The following is a 17924-nucleotide window of genomic DNA, read 5'->3' on the forward strand; positions in this document are numbered from 1 at the left end:
GCGGCGAGTCACACTGGCGGACGGCGCCGGGCATATCAGATGACCGGCGAAGCGGTAGACGACGTGCACACGGTGCGAGTGGTGCGAGTGGCGCATCAAGTGAGGAGAACGACGTGGGGACCGTAACGCTCGGCGTTTCGATCGCGGTCCCGGAGCCGTACGGCAGTCTGCTCCAGGAGCAGCGTGCGGGCTTCGGTGATCCCGCGGCGCACGCCATCCCCACCCATGTCACGCTCCTCCCGCCGACGGAGGTCGACCACGCGTCGCTGCCGGCCGTCGAGGCGCATCTCGCCGCCGTCGCGGCGGCCAGCAGGCCCTTCCCGATGCGGCTCTCCGGTACCGGCACCTTCCGTCCGCTCTCGCCGGTCGTCTTCATCCAGGTCGTCGAAGGCGTTTCGGCCTGTAGCTGGCTCCAGAAGCGGGTCAGGGACGCCTCGGGGCCCCTGGTACGGGAACTGCAGTTCCCGTACCACCCGCATGTCACCGTGGCGCACGGCATCGCCGACGACGCCATGGACCGCGCCTACGAGGAGCTGGCCGAGTACGGCGCGCAGTGGAGCTGCACCTCGTTCGCGCTCTACGAGCAGGGCACCGACGGCGTGTGGCGCAAGCTGCACGAGTACGCGTTCGGCGGCGGCGGCGAGACGCGCGGGGTGCCCTCGCAGAGCAGCCCGCGCGACCACCCCGCCTCCTCCCTGCGGCCTTAGGCGCGCCGGGCGGGGCTCGCCTCAGAGCGGCAGGTTGCGGAACAGCGCCCTCGGCAGATGCCGCAGCGCCGACATCACCACCCGCGCCGCCCCCGGCACCCACACCGTCTCCGAGCGCCGCCGCAGCCCCAGCTCCACCGCCGTCGCGACCGCCCCGGGCGTGGTCGTCACCAGCGCCTCCACGGGCCCGGCCGGCCGGCCGGCCGTCATCCTCGACCGGACGAACCCGGGCCTGACGATCATCACGTGCACGCCCGTGCCGTACATGGCGTCGCCGAGTCCCTGCGTGAACGCGTCCAGGCCCGCCTTGCTCGACCCGTGGATGAAGTCCGTCCGCCTGGCCCGCTCGCCGGCCGCCGCCGTCAGCACCACCAGCGAACCGCGCCCCTGCGCCTGGAGCGCCGCCCCGCACACCAGCGCCGCCGAGACCGCCCCGGTGTAGTTCGTCTGCGCGACCCGCACGGCCGCGAGCGGCGCCGCCTCGTCGCGCGCCTGGTCGCCGAGGACCCCGAAGGCCAGCAGCACCAGATCGATGTCGCCCTCGGCGAACACCTTGCCCAGCGCCTCCTCGTGCGCGTCCGTCTCCAGCGCGTCGAAGGCGACCGTACGGACGTCCAGGTCCGCGTGCAGCCCCCGCAGCGCCCCCGCCGCGCTCTCCAGCCCCGCGCAGGGCCGGCCGGCGAGCCAGACCGTACGGACCCCGCGGGTGATCAGCCGGCGCGCCGTCGCGAGTCCGATCTCCGACGTGCCGCCGAGGACGAGCAGGGACCGCGGGGAACCGAAGGCGTCCTTCATCGGGCTGTGCTCCTTCGTCAAGACAGACATGAAGGTGACCGTATCGCCCTATACCTCATAATTTGTCGCCTTCGCCATCCGGCGCGTATGAATGGGTGGCTGACAGGGCCCGACGGTGTCCGTCGGCCGAGAGGGGCCGAGATGTAACCGCTGGACTTCCGATTCGGGGGTAAATCTCCTTCCATGGACTGGCTGAAAAAGCTCCCCGTCATCGGCCCCTTCGTGGCCCGGCTGATGCAGACGCACGCGTGGCGGTCGTACGAGACACTCGACCGGGTCCACTGGGCCAGACTCGCCGCCGCCATCACCTTCATCAGCTTCCTGGCGCTCTTCCCGCTGATCACCGTGGGCGCCGCGATCGGCGCGGCGCTGCTCAGCCAGGGGCAGCTCGACCGGGTGCAGAACAGCATCTCCAAGCAGGTGCCCGGCATCTCCGACCAGCTCAACATCGACACGCTCGTCGCCAACGCGGGCACGGTCGGGCTGATCGCGGGCGCGCTGCTGCTGTTCACCGGTATCGGCTGGGTCGGCTCCATGCGCGAATGCCTGCGGGCCGTCTGGGAGCTGGACGACAGCCCCGAGGGCAATCCGATCGTCCTCAAGGGCAAGGACGCGCTGGTCCTGTTCGGCCTCGGCGCCGTCGGCCTCGCCTCGCTCGGCGCCTCAGGGTTCGGCTCGACCGCCGTCGGCTGGACGGCCGACAAGCTCGGCATCCCCGAAGGCGGCGCAGGCGGGGTGCTGCTCCAGGTCGCGGCGATCGCCGTCGCCGCCGTCGCCGACTTCCTGATCCTGCTGTACGTGCTGACGCTGCTGCCGCGCGTGAAGCCCGAGCGGCGCAGGCTCGCGGTCGCCGCCCTGCTCGGCGCCATCGGCTTCGAACTGCTCAAGCTGCTGCTCGGCGGCTATATGAAGGGCGTCGCTTCGAAGTCCATGTACGGCGCGTTCGGGGTGCCCGTCGCGCTGCTGCTGTGGATCAACTTCATGGCGAAGCTGCTCCTGTTCTGCGCCGCCTGGACGGCCACCCCCAGCAAGGAGCAGGAGAAGGAGCGCGCGGCGGAGCGGGAACAGGAGCGGGAGCACGAAGAGGAGCGGGAGCGGGCGGCGGAAGAGCGGGCCGGGCAGGTCAGGGACGCGAACGGCGACGGACCAGGTCCGGCAGCGGCCAGCGCCGGTTGACGAGATAGGCGGCGGCAGCCAGCACGATCAGCGCGCCCGCCGTGATGGAGAGCGCGATACCGACGCCGCTCGAACCGTCCGAAACGTCGGCCGAGGCGTTGGCCCGTGCACCGGCGTCGGGCGAGGGCTTCGCGGCGGCGCTGGGCTTGCCGCCCGCCTGCTGGGTACCGGTCTTCGCCGACTTCGGCGGTACGAGCTTGCCGATCGGCGTCACCTTGCCGGCCGAGGCGAAGCCCCAGTCCAGCAGCCTCCCCGCCTCCTCGTACACCGCCTGGTTCTCGTCCGACGACGGGTTCATGACGGTGACCAGCAGCACCTTGCCGTTGCGCTCGGCGACTCCGGTGAAGGTGGCGCCGGCGTGCGTGGTGTTGCCGTTCTTCACCCCGGCGAGGCCCTGGTACGGGCTGACGCCGCCGGCGCCGGTGAGCAGCTTGTTGGTGTTCTGGATCTCGAAGGTCGAGCGCTTCTTGCTCGGCTTCTTGCCCTTCTTGGGCTTCACCATCTCGCCGGGGAACTTGGCCGTCGCCGTCGAGCAGTACGCGCGGAAGTCCTTGTTCTGCAGCCCCGACCTGGCGAACAGCGTCAGGTCGTAGGCACTGGAGAGCTGGCTCGGCTCGTCGTACCCGTCCGGCGAGACGACGTTGGTGTCCAGGGCCTGCAACTCGTCGGCGTGCGCCTGCATGTCCTGGACGGTCTTCTTGACGCCGCCGTTCATGGCGGACAGCACGTGCACCGCGTCGTTGCCGGAGCGCAGGAAGACACCCAGCCACAGGTCATGGACCGAATAGGTGAGATTCTCCTTCACCCCGACCAGGCTGCTGCCCTCGCCCATGCCGGCCAGATCGGCGGGCGCCACCTTGTGCTGCTCGGTGCTGGGCATCTTCGGCAGCAGCGTGTCCGCGAAGAGCATCTTGAGCGTGGAGGCCGGCGCCAGCCGCCAGTGCGGGTTGTGCGCGGCCAGTACGTCGCCCGACTCGGCGTCCGCGACGATCCAGGACCGCCCCGACAGCTTCTTGGGCAGGACGGGCGCACCGAGTCCGAGATCCACCTGCGTGCCCGCCATGGCGAGCCTCGTCCCGCCGACGCTCGACATCGAGGCGGGCGGCTGGGGCTGCTTGCCGTCCGCCCAGGAGGGCGCGGCGGTCAGAACGGGCAGCAACGCGGCGGAGACGACCGTCAGGGCGGTCTTTTTCAGAGCGGACACGCACCAGAACGTACATGCCCCGCCCATGGATCCCCACCCCAGCCTCTTCGCACCGGGGACCGGCGGCGATACTGGGTCCATGAAGCTCAGCCGCCGCGTCTCCTGGTTCCTGCTCGCCTTCGGAGTCTGGAGCTGGTGGATCTGGATCACCTTCGCAAAGAATCTCTGGCAGGACGGCAGCGGACTCGCCTTCGACGAGGCGGGCGATCCGACCGCCTACTTCTGGGTGCATCTGCTGCTGGCTGTCGCGTCCTTTGTACTGGGGACGGCGATCGGGGTCATCGGGTTCCGTAGTGTGCGCACCCTGCGGCGCGAACGGGACGAGAACGAGCCACAGCCGGAACCGGAAACGACGCACGTGCCCTGACCGCGGTCGCCGCTGACCGCGACCATGGCTGACCACGACCGCCGCTGACCGCAGGCCGCCGCTGACCACGGCCCGCCGTCCGTGCTCCGGCGGGCGCCCGGCACACTGTCCCGACGGGGTGCGTCGCGCGGCGCGGCCGACTGGGGCAGGAGCCGTTCGTGATCGTGTTGGCCGTCTTGATGGTGCTGCTGGCTGTCGCTGTGGTGGGTGCGGCCCACTGGTACCTGTGGCGGCGGCTGGTCCGCGACACTACGGCCGACGGCAGCGGCTGGCGCCGGGCCGGTACGGCCGTCGCCGTGCTCATGCCGGTACTGGCCTTCGCCGCGCTGGGCGTGGGCCGGTCGGGGGCGCCGTTCCTGCTCCAGCGCGTACTCGCCTGGCCGGGGTATCTGTGGCTCGCCGTCCTGCTCTACCTGCTGCTGGCGCTCGCGGTCGGCGAAGTCGTACGGCCGTTGCTGCGGCGACTGTTGGCGCGGCGGGATTCGGCGCGCCGGGAGTCGGCACGCGGGGGGAGCGGGGCCGAGCCGGTCCCGCCGGCCGAGTCCGGCTCAGAGGCAGCGCGCGGCCTCCCGGAAGCTGACGCACCGTCAGGAAGCCTCGCCACAGCGACCGCCACCGTTCCCTCACGCCGCCTCTTCGTCGCCCGTGTCGTCGGCGGCGCGGCGACCGCCGCGGCCCTCGGCACCGTCGGCTACGGGACGTACGGCGTGCTGCGCGGCCCGCGCGTCAAGCGCGTGACCGTACCGCTCGCCAAACTGCCGCGCGCCGCGCACGGGTTCCGGATCGCCGTGGTCAGCGACATCCACCTCGGGCCGATCCTCGGCCGCTCGCACACGCAGCGCGTCGTCGACACCATCAACGCCACGAACCCCGATCTGATCGCCGTCGTCGGCGACCTGGTCGACGGCAGCGTCGAGGACCTGGGCCCGGCGGCCGAACCGCTCGCCGGACTCCAGGCGCGGCACGGCTCGTTCTTCGTCACCGGCAACCACGAGTACTACTCGGGCGCCGCCGCCTGGGTCGCGCACGTACGCGAACTGGGCCTGCACCCGCTGGAGAACGACCGGGTGGAGATCGCCGGGTTCGACCTGGCGGGCGTCAACGACGTGGGCGGCGAGAGCGAGGGGCAGGGCCCCGACTTCGACAAGGCGCTCGGCGACCGCGACCCGGCCAGGGCCGCCGTGCTCCTCGCGCACCAGCCCATCGTTATCGACGAGGCCGTGGACCACGGCGTGGACCTGCAACTTTCCGGCCACACGCACGGCGGTCAGCTCTGGCCGGGCAACCTTGTCGCCCGGCTCGCCAACCCCACCGTCGCGGGGCTCGAACGGTACGGCGACACCCAGTTGTACGTGTCGCGCGGCGCGGGCGCCTGGGGCCCGCCGGTACGGGTCGGCGCGCCCTCCGACATCACCGTGGTCGAGCTGGCGTCCCGGCAGGCATGACCGCCCGGATCGTCGATTTTCAGCCAACTGCCGCGAAGAGGTTTCAGTGACCTGACCGTTGTGCGGGACACCTCTGTTTTCCCTTCCCCATGTGAAGTCCGTGTGATTGGGTGAGCGCCATCACGGTCAGGGGTGGGCGTGTGACAGAGGGGCACAACAAAATGCGGTCGATCCGTCTTCGGATACTCATCACATGCGTCGTACTGGCGATAGTCGGTGTGGGCGGGTGGCAACTGCTCCCGTCCGACAACTCGGGGCAGAAAGTGATCACCGTCGGCACGACGGACGTCGTCACCTCGCTCGACCCGGCGGGGGCCTACGACGCCGGCTCCTGGGCACTCTTCGGCAACATCTACCAATCGCTGCTGACGTTCAAACCCAGTTCGGTCACACCGGTGCCCGACGCCGCCGAGAAGTGCGACTTCGTGGGCTCGGGTCTGATGACCTACCGGTGCGAGGTGCGCGACGACATCACCTTCGCCAACGGCCACAAACTCACCGCCGAGGACGTCAAGTTCTCCGTCGACCGGGTCGCCGCGATCAAGAGCGACCAGGGTCCGCTGCCGCTCTTCAGCACCCTGAAGTCGACCGAGGCCAAGGGCCAGACGGTCACCTTCCATCTCCGCTCACGCGACGCCACGTTCCCGCTGAAGATCGCGACCGGGGCGGGCGCCATCGTCGACCACAGCGAGTACCCGGCGGACAGGCTCCGTACGGACCACAGCGCCGACGGCTCGGGGCCCTACGTCATCAAGTCGTACGACGACGGCTTCCGCGTCCGCCTCGCGCCCAACCCCTCGTACCACGGGGCGATCGGCGAGACCGGCGGCCCGGTGGACATCCGCTACTTCAAGACCTCCGCCGACCTCGCCAAGGCGTGGCAGGCCAAGAAGCTCGACGTCACGCACCGGCAGATGCCGCCCGCCGTGATCGCCGGCCTCGACACCAGCGCGGACGACATCCGGATGAACGAGGCGGACAGCGCCGAGATCCGCAACCTCGTCTTCAACGTGCGCGAGGGCTCACCGATGTCCCAACTGCCGGTGCGCAAGGCCATCGCCGCCGCCGTCGACCGGGACAAGATCGTCACGAACGTCTTCGACTCGACGGTCGACCCGCTCTACTCGCTCGTGCCGCAGGGCATCACCTCGCACAGCACGGCCTTCTTCGACGAGTTCCCCGAGCCGAGCGCCGACAAGGCGAGGCAGTTGCTGGCGGACGCCGGGATCCCGACACCCGTCGAGTTCTCGCTCGGTTACGCGCCCGGCGGCACGGCGGGACCCGAGGCCGCCGAACTGCGCAAGCAGCTCGAAGCGACCGGGCTCTTCAAGGTGAAGACCATCGGCAAGCCGTGGACGACCTTCCAGAAGGACTACGCCAAGGGCGAGTTCGACGCGTACACGGTCGGCTGGCTGCCTGACTTCCCCGACCCCGACAACTTCATCGCGCCGCTGGTCGGCGCCGACAGCGCGCTGCAGGGCGGCTACCAGAGCAACCGTGTCGACGAACTGATCAAGGCCACGCAGCAGTTCGCCGAGCGGGGACAGGCGGCCGACGACTTCAAGCAGCTCCAGCAGGTGGTCGCGCAGGACGTGCCGGTGGTGCCGCTGTGGCAGAAGAAGGACTACGTCCTGAGCAGCGCCGATGTCACGGGCGCCCAGTACCTCTCGGACGGCACCGGCATCTGGCGGCTGTGGGAGCTGGGCTGGATCTGACCCGCAGCGCCGTCATCGGTGCCGGGAGCCGCGGCTCAGCTCTTCTTGCGGGCGACCGCGGCCTCCGCCATGCCGGGCAGGAAGTCCGTGAACAGCTCGTGCACGTCCTTCACGAGCGGTCGCAGCACCCGGAACCGGGCGAGCGCGACGCCCCGCGTGGTCAGCCGGGCGCCGCGCTCGGCCAGCCGGCGGCTGCGCTCGCTGCCGTCGGAGCGGTCGAAGACCCAGTACAGGACGAGTCCCATCTGCGACAGCCACATCAGCTCGGGCAGGATGTCGACCAGCTCGTCGGCGACCTTCGCCTTCGATCCGGCGAGCACTTCGCGGTGGACGGCGATGGCCGCCTCCCGCGCGTGTTCCGACTCGGGGGAGAAGGGGCTGAGCGGGGACTCCGGGTCGGCGGCGTTCTTGAAGAACTGCGCGGCGAACTCGTGGTACGGCGCGGCGATGTCGAGCCAGGCGGTCAGTACGCCGGAGAGCCGGGCGTCCAGATCGGTCTCCCGGTCGAGCACCGGCCGGACGGCGTCCCGGTGCTCGGCGGCGATCCGGTCGTAGAAGCCCTGGACGAGATGTTCCTTGGACGAGAAGTAGTAGTACGCGTTCCCGACCGAGACCCCGGCCTCCCTGGCGATGGCCCGCATCGTGGTCTTGTCGTAACCGTGCTCCTGGAAGAGCCGCAGCGCGGTTTCGAGGATGAGCGTGCGGGTCTGCTCGCTCTTGGGAGGCCTGGTGTCCTTCGTGTCTTTCGCGTCCATCTCGTCCATCACGGTTCCCGAGCCTAATGCCCTCCTGAGTGCCTTCCCGACCTCCCTCCGCCCCCGTCAGCGCGGGGTCCCCGGCACCTCGCACTGCCCGTCGCAGTGCGCCGCCCCCGCCCCGCCGGCGGCCGGCCCCGCCGCTCCCGTCGCCGCCCGGTACTTCGCCGCCGCGAGGACGGTGACCCGGGCGAACGGGAGGCCGGCGGGGGTGGCCAGCCAGTGGGACTTGGGCCGGTGCTCGGCCAGCGCCCACAGGCAGACGATCCAGGCGGCCGTCCCCCGGTAGATCTGGCCGCTGTCCCCGATGACGGTGATCTCCCGCAGCGTGCTCCGGTGATCGAGGTCGGGGAAGCGCCTGCGCGCGAGCTGCGAGGCCGCCGGTACGAGCTGGAGGGGGACAAGCTGGCGCTGGCGCTTCAGCCAGTGCCGCAGATGGACGCAGAGCGGGCACTGCGCGTCGTACAGCACCGTCAGCCCGCGGACCGGTACCCGCCGGAGCGGGTACCGGTCCTGCGCCGGTCCGGCCGGCGCGGTCGGCACGGTGCTCACGCCCCGGTCGCGGGAGCGGCCCACGGCCCCGGGCCCTTCGGCCCGCCTGTCCAGCCCTGCGGCGGCACCGGCGGGGTCTGCTCGCGATCCATGATCCCGCGCCGCCGCATCTTGTTGAGCACGAACACGTTGCCCAGGTGCATCACGCCGAGGACGAGCAGGACGACACCGACCTTCACCGAGATCTCCTCGACGACGGCGCGGGAGTCCGCGACGGCGTTGCCCGTCTTCAGATACAGCGCGACGAAGCCGAGGTTGACCAGGTAGAAGCCGACCACCAGCAGGTGGTTGACGGCGTCGGCGAGCTTCTCGTTCCCGTGCAGGACGTCGGCGAGGAAGATCCGTCCGTTCTTGCTCAGCGTCCGCGCCACCCACACGGTGAGCGCCACGCTGATGACCAGGTAGACCACGTACGCCACAACAGTGAGGTCCATACCTCACCCTCCCCTTGGCTGCGCTCTTGAACGTGTTCAAAAGCTGTTGTCGTTGACAGTAGCCCTACTTTTGAACATGTTCAAGCCCGGGTGTGGCGGCCCTGAACCGCCGTACGCCCGGCACCGCGGCCGTGCCGAGGCAGGCGGCCCCGACCGCCACCGCGGCGACGGTCAGCGGGAGTTGGGGACCCCAGGCGGCGGCGGCCAGCGGCGCCAGCGTGTAGCCGAGCGGCACGGCCGCCAGCGACAGCAGCCAGTCGTACGAGGTGGCGCGGGCGAGCGCGTGCGGCGGGATCGCGAGCTGCACCGAGGTCTCCCAGAGCGGGCCGAGGAAGCCGAGCCCCGCCTGGGCCACCCCGTACGCGGCGATGGTGACCGGCGCGGGCGCCGATGCGGCCAGCATGGCGAGCGGCAGCGCGTAGGTCGCGAGCCCCAGATTCGCCGCGAGCACCGGGCGCCGCGGGCGCGCCCGGCCGGCCAGCAGCGACCCCAGCAGCAGCCCGACCGTGCCGGTCTGGACCATCGCGACCCAGGCGCCCTCGCCGCCCATGCTGGTCAGCGCGATGGCGGGGCCGAGTGTCAGCAGGACCGCCGCCGCGCCGTTCCAGGTGGAGTGGGCGATCAGGCTCGTCCAGTACCAGTCGCGGCTGCGGACCTCGTACCAGCCCTGTTTGAGGTCGGCGAACAGCGAGCCGCGCGGTACGGTCACGGGCGCGACCCGTACGCCTATCAGCAGCGCGGCGCTCCCGGCGAACGTCAGCCCGTCGAGGACGAACGCCCAGCCGCCGCCCGCGGTCACCACGAGCGCGCCGCCGATCGCCGGGCCGCCGAGCCGGGTGAGGCTCTCCGCGATCCCGATCAGCGTGTTGGCACGCTGCAATTCACCCGGCGCGACGGTGCCGGTGACCAGGGGCGCGACGGTCGGCATGGCGAAGGCGCCGGCGGCCCCGCCGATCGCCTCGGCGACCGCGAGATGCCACAGCACCGGCTCGCCCGCGAGCAGTTGCGCGCCGACGAAGAGCTGGGTCGCGCCGCGTACGAGATCCGTGGTGAGCGCGACGGTACGGGCGTTGAAGCGGTCGCCGATCACCCCGCCCACCGGCAGCAGGAGCAGTTGCGGCACCATCGCGCAGCCGAGTACGAGCGCGAGCGCCGCTGTCGATCCGGTGGCATCGAGGACGGCCAGGGCGAGGGCGACGGGAATGACGGCGCTGCCCATCAGGGACAGCACCCGTCCGGTGAAAAGGAGTTGGAAGGAGCGGGCGCGCAAGGGATGCGGCGGGCGCGGCGAGGAAGGCATGCGCGCAACATACTTCGGTGTCGAACTATTCGCTACCGAAATACCTGATGTTGAAATGTCCGCCGCCGAAGGGTCCCGACGTACCATCGGCACCATGAAGTCCCGCGACTGGACCGACGATCACGTGGCGCGCTGGCAGCCCGTACTCCCCGGGCTCGACGCCGACATCGAAGGCGCCGTCACCCGGATCGACAAGATCAGCCTCCATCTGCGGCGCTGCCGCGAGCAGTTCCTCGCCGCATCCGACCTCGAACGCCACGAGTTCGAGACCCTGCACGACCTCGCGGGGCACGGCGGCGCCGCCACCCCCTCGGCGCTCGCGGCCGATCTCGGCCTCGCCCCCGCCTCGGTCACCGGCCGGCTCGACGCGCTGGAGCGGCGCGGCTTCGTCCGCCGTACGCCGTCGGCGGCCGACCGCCGCAAGGTCGACGTCGAACTGACCGAGGAGGGCAGGGCGAACTGGCTGCGCGCGATGGCGGTGGTGGGCAGCGAGGAGCACCGGCTGCTCGGCGTGCTGACGGCCGAGGAGCGGGCCCTGCTGAACGGCCTGCTCCGCCGCGTCATGCTCGCGGCCGAGGAGCCCTCGCCGCCTGCTCCCTCGTCACATACTGCTGAGTGAACGGGCGTAGTTGACCTGGCCCATCACGGCCATGAAGTCGCCCGGACGGCTCGCCGGGATCATCGTCGCGTGGTGCTTGCCGCCGCTGGTCACCGTGACCTGGATGAAGCCCGTGGTCTTCTTCTCCTTCATCAGCAGGAAGAGCAGACCCAGCAGGCAGAAGACGAAGAAGACGATCGCCAGCACGATGGCGTGCGCCGGGATGTTCTCCTCCGTACGGGACATGTCCGTGGCGCTCCACACCGCGCCCCTGAGCGGCAGCGTGCCCGACGGCGTCACGATCGTGTCGTTCAGGACCGTGATGTCACCGATCGACACCAGCGGCGCCCCGCCGGGCTGCGGCGGGCCGCCGAACGGCACCCCTGCGGGCAGCGTCGCGCTGTAATCGGGGCCGGGGCCCGGATAGCCGTAGCCCGGGGCCTGACCGGGATAGCCCGGGGCCGGGTTGGGGTAGCCGTAGGCCGGATAGCCCCGTTGCTGCTCGGGTCCCCACGTGTACTCGCCGTCGCTGTACGGATTCGGCTCGGTCATCGCTCTTCCCCGTTCCCCCGGCAGGTGTCCGGCATCGATCCTGACACACAAAGGCCCGCCTCCGTACTGCCTGTGTACGGAGACGGGCCTTTCGGTGACGCCGGGCACGCCCGGACCACCGGAACGCTCAGAAGCGGCGCGTGATCAGCGCGCGCTTGACTTCCTGGATCGCCTTCGTGACCTCGATACCGCGCGGGCAGGCGTCCGTGCAGTTGAACGTCGTGCGGCAACGCCACACGCCGTCCTTGTCGTTGAGGATCTCCAGGCGCTGCTCGCCGGCCTCGTCACGCGAGTCGAAGATGAACCGGTGCGCGTTGACGATGGCGGCCGGGCCGAAGTACTGGCCGTCGTTCCAGAAGACCGGGCAGGACGACGTGCACGCCGCGCACAGGATGCACTTGGTGGTGTCGTCGAAGCGCTCGCGGTCCTCGGCCGACTGGTACCGCTCACGCGTCGGCTCGTTGCCGGTCGTGACGAGGAACGGCATCACGTCGCGGTACGCCTGGAAGAACGGGTCCATGTCGACGATCAGGTCCTTGAGGACCGTCAGGCCCTTGATGGCCTCGACCGTGACCGTCTTCGGCTTGCCGTTCTTGCCCGGCGTCGCGATGTCCTTGATCAGCGTCTTGCAGGCGAGCCGGTTCTTGCCGTTGATGCGCATCGCGTCGGAGCCGCAGATCCCGTGCGCGCAGGAGCGGCGGAAGGTCAGCGAGCCGTCGATCTCCCACTTGATCTTGTGCAGGGCGTCGAGCACCCGCTCCTTGGGGTCGATCGACAGCTCGAAGTCCTGCCACTGCGACTCGTCCGAGACCTCGGGGTTGAAGCGGCGGATCCGGAACGTGACGGTCATGAGGTGCGAGGCGGCCGAAGCGGCCTCCACCCGGTCCACGGTGGCTGTAGACATCAGTACTTACGCTCCATCGGCTGGTAGCGGGTCTGGACGACCGGCTTGTAGTCGAGACGGATGGACTCGCTGCCGTCGTCGCCGACCTCGCGGTACGCCATGGTGTGGCGCATGAAGTTCACGTCGTCCCGGTTGGGGAAGTCCTCGCGGTAGTGACCGCCGCGCGACTCCTTGCGGGCGAGCGCCGACACGGCCATCACCTCGGCCAGGTCGAGCAGGTTGCCCAGCTCGATGGCCTCCAGCAGATCCGTGTTGAAGCGCCGGCCCTTGTCCTGGATGGAGACGTTCAGGTAGCGCTCGCGCAGCTCGGCGATCTTCTCGACGGCCGTCTTGATGGTCTGCTCGGTGCGGAACACCATCACGTTGGCGTCCATGCACTCCTGGAGTTCGAGGCGGAGCGCCGCGACGCGCTCCTTGCCCGTCGAATCGCGCAGGTGCTCCACCCGGTCCCTGACGAACTGCGCCGGGTCCTCGGGCAGTTCGACGTAGTCGTTGGCGGCCGAGTACGCGGCTGCGGCGATGCCGGAGCGGCGGCCGAAGACGTTGATGTCGAGCAGCGAGTTGGTGCCCAGCCGGTTGGCGCCGTGCACCGAGACGCAGGCGACCTCGCCGGCCGCGTAGAGGCCCGGTACGACCGTCGTGTTGTCGGCCAGCACCTCGCCCTGGACGTTGGTGGGGATGCCGCCCATGGCGTAGTGCGCGGTCGGCTGGATCGGGATCGGGTCGGTGTACGGCTCGATGCCGAGGTACGTGCGCGCGAACTCGGTGATGTCGGGCAGCTTGGCGTCGAGCTGCTCCGGCGGCAGGTGCGTCAGGTCGAGGTAGACGTGGTCGCCCTCGGGACCGCAGCCGCGGCCCTCGCGGATCTCCGTGTAGATGGAGCGCGAGACGACGTCGCGCGAGGCGAGGTCCTTCATGACGGGCGCGTACTTCTCCATGAAGCGCTCGCCGTCCTTGTTGCGCAGGATGCCGCCCTCACCGCGGGCGCCCTCCGTGAGCAGGATGCCCATGCGCCAGATGCCCGTCGGGTGGAACTGGAAGAACTCCATGTCCTCCAGGGGCAGCCCGCGCCGGTAGCAGGCGGCCTGGCCGTCGCCGGTCAGGGTGTGCGCGTTGGAGGTCACCTTGAAGAACTTGCCGGTGCCGCCCGACGCGTAGATGACGGCCTTCGCCTGGAAGATGTGGATCTCGCCGGTGGCCAGCTCGTAGGCGACCACACCGGCCGACCGCTTCACCCCGTCGACCTCGACCATGATCTGGTCCAGCACGTAGAACTCGTTGAAGAACTCCACGCCCTCCTTGACGCAGTTCTGGTACAGCGTCTGGAGGATCATGTGACCTGTGCGGTCCGCGGCGTAGCAGGAGCGGCGGACCGGCGCCTCGCCGTGGTTGCGGGAGTGGCCGCCGAAGCGGCGCTGGTCGATGTTGCCCTCGGGCGTCCGGTTGAACGGGAGACCCATCTTCTCCAGGTCGAGGACCGCGTCGATGGCCTCCTTCGCCAGGATCTCGGCGGCGTCCTGGTCGACCAGGTAGTCACCGCCCTTGACCGTGTCGAAGGTGTGCCACTCCCAGTTGTCCTCCTCCACGTTGGCGAGCGCCGCGGCCATGCCGCCCTGCGCAGCCCCCGTGTGGGACCGGGTCGGGTAGAGCTTCGTCAGCACGGCGGTACGGCTGCGCTTGGTCGACTCGATGGCCGCGCGCATACCGGCGCCGCCGGCGCCGACGATGACGGTGTCGTACTTATGGATCTTCATTGGTCTCGTCAGCCCCGGCTTTAACTAATGTTCGGGTCGAAGGTGAAGATCACCAGCGAGCCGAGAAGAATGGTGAACACCGTGGCGGTGTAGAGCAGGCCCTTGAGCCACAGCCGCGCCGTCGTGCTCTCCGCGTAGTCGTTGATGATCGTGCGGAGGCCGTTGGCGCCGTGGAGCATGGCGAGCCACAGCATCAGCAGGTCCCAGACCTGCCAGAACGGGGACGCCCAGCGGCCGGCCACGAAGGCGAAGCCGATCTTGGAGACGCCGCCGTCCAGCACGAGCTGGATGAGCAGGTGACCGAGGACCAGGACGACCAGCACGACGCCGGACAGCCGCATGAAGAGCCAGGCGGCCATCTCGAAGTTGCCGCGCGTCGACTTCGGGGTCTTCGCGGTGCGGGCGCGGGGCGCCTGGATGAACGGCGCCGGGTGGTCGACGTCGTACAGGCTCACGCCCTCGACGTCGCTGATCACCGGAGTCGATCCGGCGGAAGAGGTGTCTGTGGACATCGGACTCAGCTCCCGAACAGTTCGCGCGCGGCGTGGCCGAGCACGGGGTAGAGGGCGCCGGCCATCAGGACGACCCAGATGGCCACCGCGGTCCACAGCATCTGCTTCTGGTAGCGGGGCCCCTTGGACCAGAAGTCCACGGCGATGATGCGCAGGCCGTTGAGCGCGTGGAAGAGGATTGCGGCCACAAGGCCGTACTCGAGCAGCGCGACGACCGGGTTCTTGTAGGTCGCTACGACATCGTCGTACGCCTCGGGTGAGACACGTACGAGAGCGGTGTCCAGTACGTGTACGAACAGGAAGAAGAAGATGAGGACGCCGGTGACTCGATGAGCCACCCAGGACCACATACCTTCCCGGCCGCGGTACAGCGTTCCAGCCGGCACGGAAAAACCCTCCGGGAGCAAGGATCGGGGCCGGCCGCCATCTTCTGCTCGGGCAAGCACAGTGGTGTCGGTCGCGCCCGGCCGGGTACGGTCCACCGGCCCCGGCCATCGTAGCGACGACTTGTCGGTCCGCTCGCCCGGGGTCCTCCCATGTGCCCGAAACCCCCTCGAACAGCCACGGACGGACCAACGGCGTGCGTCACGAACAGCCCTATCGGGACACCTGCGGGACGGCCGGACCGGCGGACGGCCAGTCCAGGTGGTGGGCGACGAGGTACGCGATACGCGTCCGGGCGAGTCGGCGCAGTTGGTCGGCCGAGACGGACCGCTCCTCGTCGGGGTCGTGCGGCAGCCGGGCCCGCAGCCCGGCGAGCACATGGTCGAGATGCTCCTCGGTCCTGTGCCCTTCGAGGCTGATCACGAAGGCGTGGCCGAAGCTGGACTCGTACGCGGCGTGCGCGGCGCGCAGCGCCGTCCTGGCGGCGGGCGGCGCGGTGTGCACGGGGCCTGACGAGGACTCGGCGGCCAGCGCCTCGGCCAGATCGGCCAGCGACAGGTCGTAGCCCGCCTCGTCGGCGGCGGCGAGCAGCGCGTCCAGATCGGGGTACGGGCGGTGGGCGACCAGCCGGGTGGCCCAGCGGCTGCTGCCGCAGCAGGTCAGCAGCGCGGCGCGGACGGTCTCCGCGGGGGCCGTGTTGAACCGGCGCAGACCCGCCTGGACGTCGGGGGAGTCGCGGGTCTGGGCCGGGAACCTCGGGGGCCCGGCGGGGGACTCGCTGGACAGCGTGGGCTCCTCGGAAGCGGGGTTACGGCTGAGAGGGACAAGCTGAGGGAGAAGGCGAGGGAGAAGTGGCGGACAAGAGAGCGAAGTGACACAACGTTATCGACGCGTGGCGGGAACTGTCCGACGGATGCGCGAATTTCACCCGGAAGAGAGAGTTTCAACGCGCGGAGTGGACGACTCCGTGGGACGTTCGCCGTGTACGCCCGCCACACCTAGGAGGTTTTCGACCGATGCGGCACCCCCGGAACGCCCTGCGCCTCACCGCCGCCGGTCTGGCCGCCGCGGTCGGCGCGCTGACGCTGGCCGCCTGCCAGGACCAGTCGTCGGACGCGGGCGGCGCGGCCACCCCTGCCCCGTCGTCGTCCGCCGCCTCGGCCGCCTCGTCGGCCGCCGCCGCTTCGGCGTCGTCGGCGCCGCCCCAGCCGTCACCCTCCCGGTCGTACCCGCTCTCCAGCGCGCCGCGCACCGTTCCGGCCGTACGGAGCCACCAGGCGGCCCGCGGCCCCGGCTGGCGTCCCTCGGCCGGCAGCGGCGTCGTCGTCGCGCGCGGCAGCGCGGGCAGCGGGCTCGCCGACGAGGCGAAGCTGCTGGCCCAGGAGCTGAAGATCGGCTACCGGGGCGCGGTCGCCGCCAGGGCGGGCGACGTCGAGCTGGCCCTGAAGCCGGGCGGCGGCGCCGAGTCGTACACCCTTAACGCCGCGAACAACCGGGTGCTGATCACCGGTCCCGCGCAGGCCGGGGTCTTCTACGGCACCCGCACGCTCAAGCAGGCGGTACGGGCCGACGGGGCGATGCCCGAGGGCGTCGTACGCGACACACCGGACCGGCCGCAGCGCGGACTGAATCTGGACATCGCACGGAAGTTCTACAGCGAGGGCTGGATCGAGGACCGGCTGCGGGAGATGGCCGACCTCAAGCTCAACCAGCTCGCGCTGCACTTCTCGGACGACCAGGGCTTCCGTATCCAGTCGACCACCCACCCCGACATCGTCTCGGCCGAGCACTTCACGAAGGCCCAGATCCGGCAGATCCTGGCGGTCGCCGCCCGGCTGCACATCACCGTCGTGCCGGAGATCGACTCGCCGGGCCACCTCGGCGCCGTACTGGCCCCGAACCCGACGCTCAAGCTGCGTAACACGAGCGGCGTGGTCACCAAGGGCGCCATCGACATCTCGAAGACCGCTTCGGCGCGGCTCATCGACGACCTGGACCGCGAGTTCGCCGCGCTGTTCCCCGGCGCGTACTGGCACCTCGGCGCCGACGAGTACCAGGCGCTGACGGTCAGCGACCCGGCCGCCTCCTTCCCGCAGCTCGCCACGGCCGCCCGGCAGAAGTACGGGAGCGGCGCGAGCGTGAAGGACCTGACCGCGGGATGGACGAACGACCGCGCGGGCGTGGTCACCAAGCTCGGCAAGACGCCGAAGGTCTGGAACGACGGCGTGTTCGCCGGCGGCACCGTGCACGCCGACAAGGACCTGCAGATCGAGTACTGGACGGGCAAGGAGAACGGGGCGCGGCAGCCGCAGTCGTACCTGGCGGAGGGTCGCCCGATGGTGAACGTCAACGACGAGTACATGTACTACGTACTCGGCCAGCCGAACGACTTCACCTACCCGACCGGGCAGCGCATCTACGAGCAGTGGACCCCGCTGGTGCTGCGCGGTACGACGGCGGTGCCCGCGCGCTACTCGAAGCAGATCCTGGGCGGCAGGTTCGCCGTGTGGGGCGACTTCCCGAACGCCCAGACCCAGGACCAGGTGGCCGCCGGCATCAAGATGCCGCTGGCGGCGACCGCCCAGAAGCTCTGGAACCCGGGAAGGCCCGCGCTCTCCTGGACCGGTTTCACCGCGCTGGCTGCAAAGCTCGACGTCGGCTGAAACTGACCGTTCACTTTACGGGATTTATCTGGGCATAACGGGCTGAACGGTCTCGGTGTGCGCCCCTTGTGGGAGATGATCACCGAGAGCGGAGTGACGTAATCCGG

Annotated in this window: 19 protein-coding genes; 7 read left to right on the top strand and 12 right to left on the bottom strand. The window is 70.2% G+C overall.

Annotated elements, in window-relative coordinates; genetic code table 11:
* Positions 1–113 precede the first annotated feature (113 nt).
* Positions 114–707, top strand: coding sequence for a 2'-5' RNA ligase family protein (locus ACZ63I_RS21680; protein WP_469340619.1), 594 nt, complete (start codon positions 114–116; stop codon positions 705–707).
* A 21-nt stretch (positions 708–728) separates the two neighbouring features.
* Here ACZ63I_RS21680 and ACZ63I_RS21685 read toward each other — a convergent pair whose 3' ends face one another.
* Positions 729–1502, bottom strand: a complete 774-nt coding sequence (locus ACZ63I_RS21685) for an SDR family NAD(P)-dependent oxidoreductase (RefSeq protein WP_469340870.1) — start codon at positions 1500–1502, stop codon at positions 729–731.
* A gap of 183 nt (positions 1503–1685) precedes the next feature.
* Here ACZ63I_RS21685 and ACZ63I_RS21690 point away from each other — a divergent pair, with 183 nt between their 5' ends.
* Positions 1686–2678 carry a YihY/virulence factor BrkB family protein gene (locus ACZ63I_RS21690; RefSeq protein WP_469340620.1) on the top strand — a complete coding sequence of 331 codons (993 nt, stop codon included), beginning with the start codon at positions 1686–1688 and terminating at the stop codon, positions 2676–2678.
* Here the strand turns inward: ACZ63I_RS21690 and ACZ63I_RS21695 are convergent.
* Positions 2626–3882, bottom strand: coding sequence for a D-alanyl-D-alanine carboxypeptidase family protein (locus tag ACZ63I_RS21695; RefSeq protein WP_469340621.1), 1257 nt, complete (start codon positions 3880–3882; stop codon positions 2626–2628). The two genes, ACZ63I_RS21690 and ACZ63I_RS21695, sit on opposite strands and share 53 nt — an antisense overlap.
* Before the next feature lie 79 nt (positions 3883–3961).
* Between ACZ63I_RS21695 and ACZ63I_RS21700 the strand changes: the two genes are divergently transcribed.
* From ACZ63I_RS21700 to ACZ63I_RS21710, 3 genes are all read left to right on the top strand, one after another.
* Positions 3962–4249 (top strand): SCO4848 family membrane protein, encoded by a 288-nt coding sequence (locus ACZ63I_RS21700; protein WP_469340622.1) that lies wholly within the window; start codon positions 3962–3964, stop codon positions 4247–4249.
* A gap of 179 nt (positions 4250–4428) precedes the next feature.
* Entirely contained in the window at positions 4429–5694 is a 1266-nt protein-coding gene (locus tag ACZ63I_RS21705; protein ID WP_469340871.1) for a metallophosphoesterase, read from the top strand.
* 161 nt (positions 5695–5855) lie between these two features.
* On the top strand, positions 5856–7409 hold the full coding sequence (locus ACZ63I_RS21710; RefSeq protein ID WP_469340623.1) for an ABC transporter substrate-binding protein: 1554 nt from the start codon (positions 5856–5858) through the stop codon (positions 7407–7409).
* Between the two features lie 35 nt (positions 7410–7444).
* Here ACZ63I_RS21710 and ACZ63I_RS21715 read toward each other — a convergent pair whose 3' ends face one another.
* The 4 genes from ACZ63I_RS21715 to ACZ63I_RS21730 form a co-directional block, all read right to left on the bottom strand.
* Positions 7445–8173: a TetR/AcrR family transcriptional regulator gene (locus tag ACZ63I_RS21715; protein ID WP_469340872.1), complete on the bottom strand. Its 729-nt coding sequence runs from the start codon at positions 8171–8173 to the stop codon at positions 7445–7447.
* 57 nt (positions 8174–8230) lie between these two features.
* On the bottom strand, positions 8231–8707 hold the full coding sequence (locus ACZ63I_RS21720) for a thiol-disulfide oxidoreductase DCC family protein (protein WP_469340873.1): 477 nt from the start codon (positions 8705–8707) through the stop codon (positions 8231–8233).
* A 5-nt stretch (positions 8708–8712) separates the two neighbouring features.
* Positions 8713–9150: a hypothetical protein gene (locus ACZ63I_RS21725; protein WP_469340624.1), complete on the bottom strand. Its 438-nt coding sequence runs from the start codon at positions 9148–9150 to the stop codon at positions 8713–8715.
* 64 nt (positions 9151–9214) lie between these two features.
* Entirely contained in the window at positions 9215–10450 is a 1236-nt protein-coding gene (locus ACZ63I_RS21730; RefSeq protein WP_469340625.1) for an MFS transporter, read from the bottom strand.
* 94 nt (positions 10451–10544) lie between these two features.
* On the opposite strand from ACZ63I_RS21730, the gene ACZ63I_RS21735 reads away from it, so the two are divergent.
* A complete protein-coding gene (locus tag ACZ63I_RS21735) occupies positions 10545–11069 on the top strand; it encodes a MarR family winged helix-turn-helix transcriptional regulator (RefSeq protein WP_469340626.1) in 525 nt (174 codons plus the stop codon).
* On the opposite strand, the gene ACZ63I_RS21740 is transcribed toward ACZ63I_RS21735, so the two are convergent.
* The 6 genes from ACZ63I_RS21740 to ACZ63I_RS21765 all read right to left on the bottom strand — a co-directional run bounded on the left by ACZ63I_RS21740 (position 11052) and on the right by ACZ63I_RS21765 (position 15940).
* Positions 11052–11600, bottom strand: coding sequence for a hypothetical protein (locus ACZ63I_RS21740; protein WP_469340627.1), 549 nt, complete (start codon positions 11598–11600; stop codon positions 11052–11054). The genes ACZ63I_RS21735 and ACZ63I_RS21740 overlap by 18 nt on opposite strands.
* Positions 11601–11727: 127 nt before the next feature.
* Entirely contained in the window at positions 11728–12504 is a 777-nt protein-coding gene (locus ACZ63I_RS21745; protein WP_469340628.1) for a succinate dehydrogenase iron-sulfur subunit, read from the bottom strand.
* Positions 12504–14258, bottom strand: coding sequence for a succinate dehydrogenase flavoprotein subunit (gene sdhA, locus ACZ63I_RS21750; protein ID WP_469340629.1), 1755 nt, complete (start codon positions 14256–14258; stop codon positions 12504–12506). Before sdhA ends, ACZ63I_RS21745 begins: the two co-directional genes overlap by 1 nt.
* Positions 14259–14278: 20 nt before the next feature.
* A complete protein-coding gene (locus ACZ63I_RS21755; RefSeq protein ID WP_469340630.1) occupies positions 14279–14770 on the bottom strand; it encodes a succinate dehydrogenase hydrophobic membrane anchor subunit in 492 nt (163 codons plus the stop codon).
* A gap of 5 nt (positions 14771–14775) precedes the next feature.
* Positions 14776–15156 carry a succinate dehydrogenase, cytochrome b556 subunit gene (gene sdhC / locus ACZ63I_RS21760; protein WP_469340631.1) on the bottom strand — a complete coding sequence of 127 codons (381 nt, stop codon included), beginning with the start codon at positions 15154–15156 and terminating at the stop codon, positions 14776–14778.
* Between the two features lie 211 nt (positions 15157–15367).
* The gene (locus tag ACZ63I_RS21765; RefSeq protein ID WP_469340874.1) at positions 15368–15940 is read right to left on the bottom strand and encodes a 2-oxo-4-hydroxy-4-carboxy-5-ureidoimidazoline decarboxylase; all 573 of its coding nucleotides are present in this window, start codon (positions 15938–15940) and stop codon (positions 15368–15370) included.
* A 230-nt stretch (positions 15941–16170) separates the two neighbouring features.
* Here ACZ63I_RS21765 and ACZ63I_RS21770 point away from each other — a divergent pair, with 230 nt between their 5' ends.
* Positions 16171–17817, top strand: coding sequence for a beta-N-acetylhexosaminidase (locus tag ACZ63I_RS21770; protein ID WP_469340632.1), 1647 nt, complete (start codon positions 16171–16173; stop codon positions 17815–17817).
* Positions 17818–17924: the final 107 nt, after the last annotated feature.

This window comes from Streptomyces sp. NPDC087906 (assembly GCF_055584925.1).

Coding starts and splice junctions, on each gene's coding strand:
- ACZ63I_RS21685 (WP_469340870.1), bottom strand. CDS start 1,502: ATGAAGGACGCCTTCGGTTCCCCGCGGTCCCTGCTCGTCCTCGGCGGC.
- ACZ63I_RS21690 (WP_469340620.1), top strand. CDS start 1,686: ATGGACTGGCTGAAAAAGCTCCCCGTCATCGGCCCCTTCGTGGCCCGG.
- ACZ63I_RS21700 (WP_469340622.1), top strand. CDS start 3,962: ATGAAGCTCAGCCGCCGCGTCTCCTGGTTCCTGCTCGCCTTCGGAGTC.
- ACZ63I_RS21705 (WP_469340871.1), top strand. CDS start 4,429: ATGGTGCTGCTGGCTGTCGCTGTGGTGGGTGCGGCCCACTGGTACCTG.
- ACZ63I_RS21710 (WP_469340623.1), top strand. CDS start 5,856: ATGCGGTCGATCCGTCTTCGGATACTCATCACATGCGTCGTACTGGCG.
- ACZ63I_RS21715 (WP_469340872.1), bottom strand. CDS start 8,173: ATGGACGAGATGGACGCGAAAGACACGAAGGACACCAGGCCTCCCAAG.
- ACZ63I_RS21725 (WP_469340624.1), bottom strand. CDS start 9,150: ATGGACCTCACTGTTGTGGCGTACGTGGTCTACCTGGTCATCAGCGTG.
- ACZ63I_RS21730 (WP_469340625.1), bottom strand. CDS start 10,450: ATGCCTTCCTCGCCGCGCCCGCCGCATCCCTTGCGCGCCCGCTCCTTC.
- ACZ63I_RS21735 (WP_469340626.1), top strand. CDS start 10,545: ATGAAGTCCCGCGACTGGACCGACGATCACGTGGCGCGCTGGCAGCCC.
- ACZ63I_RS21740 (WP_469340627.1), bottom strand. CDS start 11,600: ATGACCGAGCCGAATCCGTACAGCGACGGCGAGTACACGTGGGGACCC.
- ACZ63I_RS21745 (WP_469340628.1), bottom strand. CDS start 12,504: ATGTCTACAGCCACCGTGGACCGGGTGGAGGCCGCTTCGGCCGCCTCG.
- sdhA (WP_469340629.1), bottom strand. CDS start 14,258: ATGAAGATCCATAAGTACGACACCGTCATCGTCGGCGCCGGCGGCGCC.
- ACZ63I_RS21755 (WP_469340630.1), bottom strand. CDS start 14,770: ATGTCCACAGACACCTCTTCCGCCGGATCGACTCCGGTGATCAGCGAC.
- ACZ63I_RS21770 (WP_469340632.1), top strand. CDS start 16,171: ATGCGGCACCCCCGGAACGCCCTGCGCCTCACCGCCGCCGGTCTGGCC.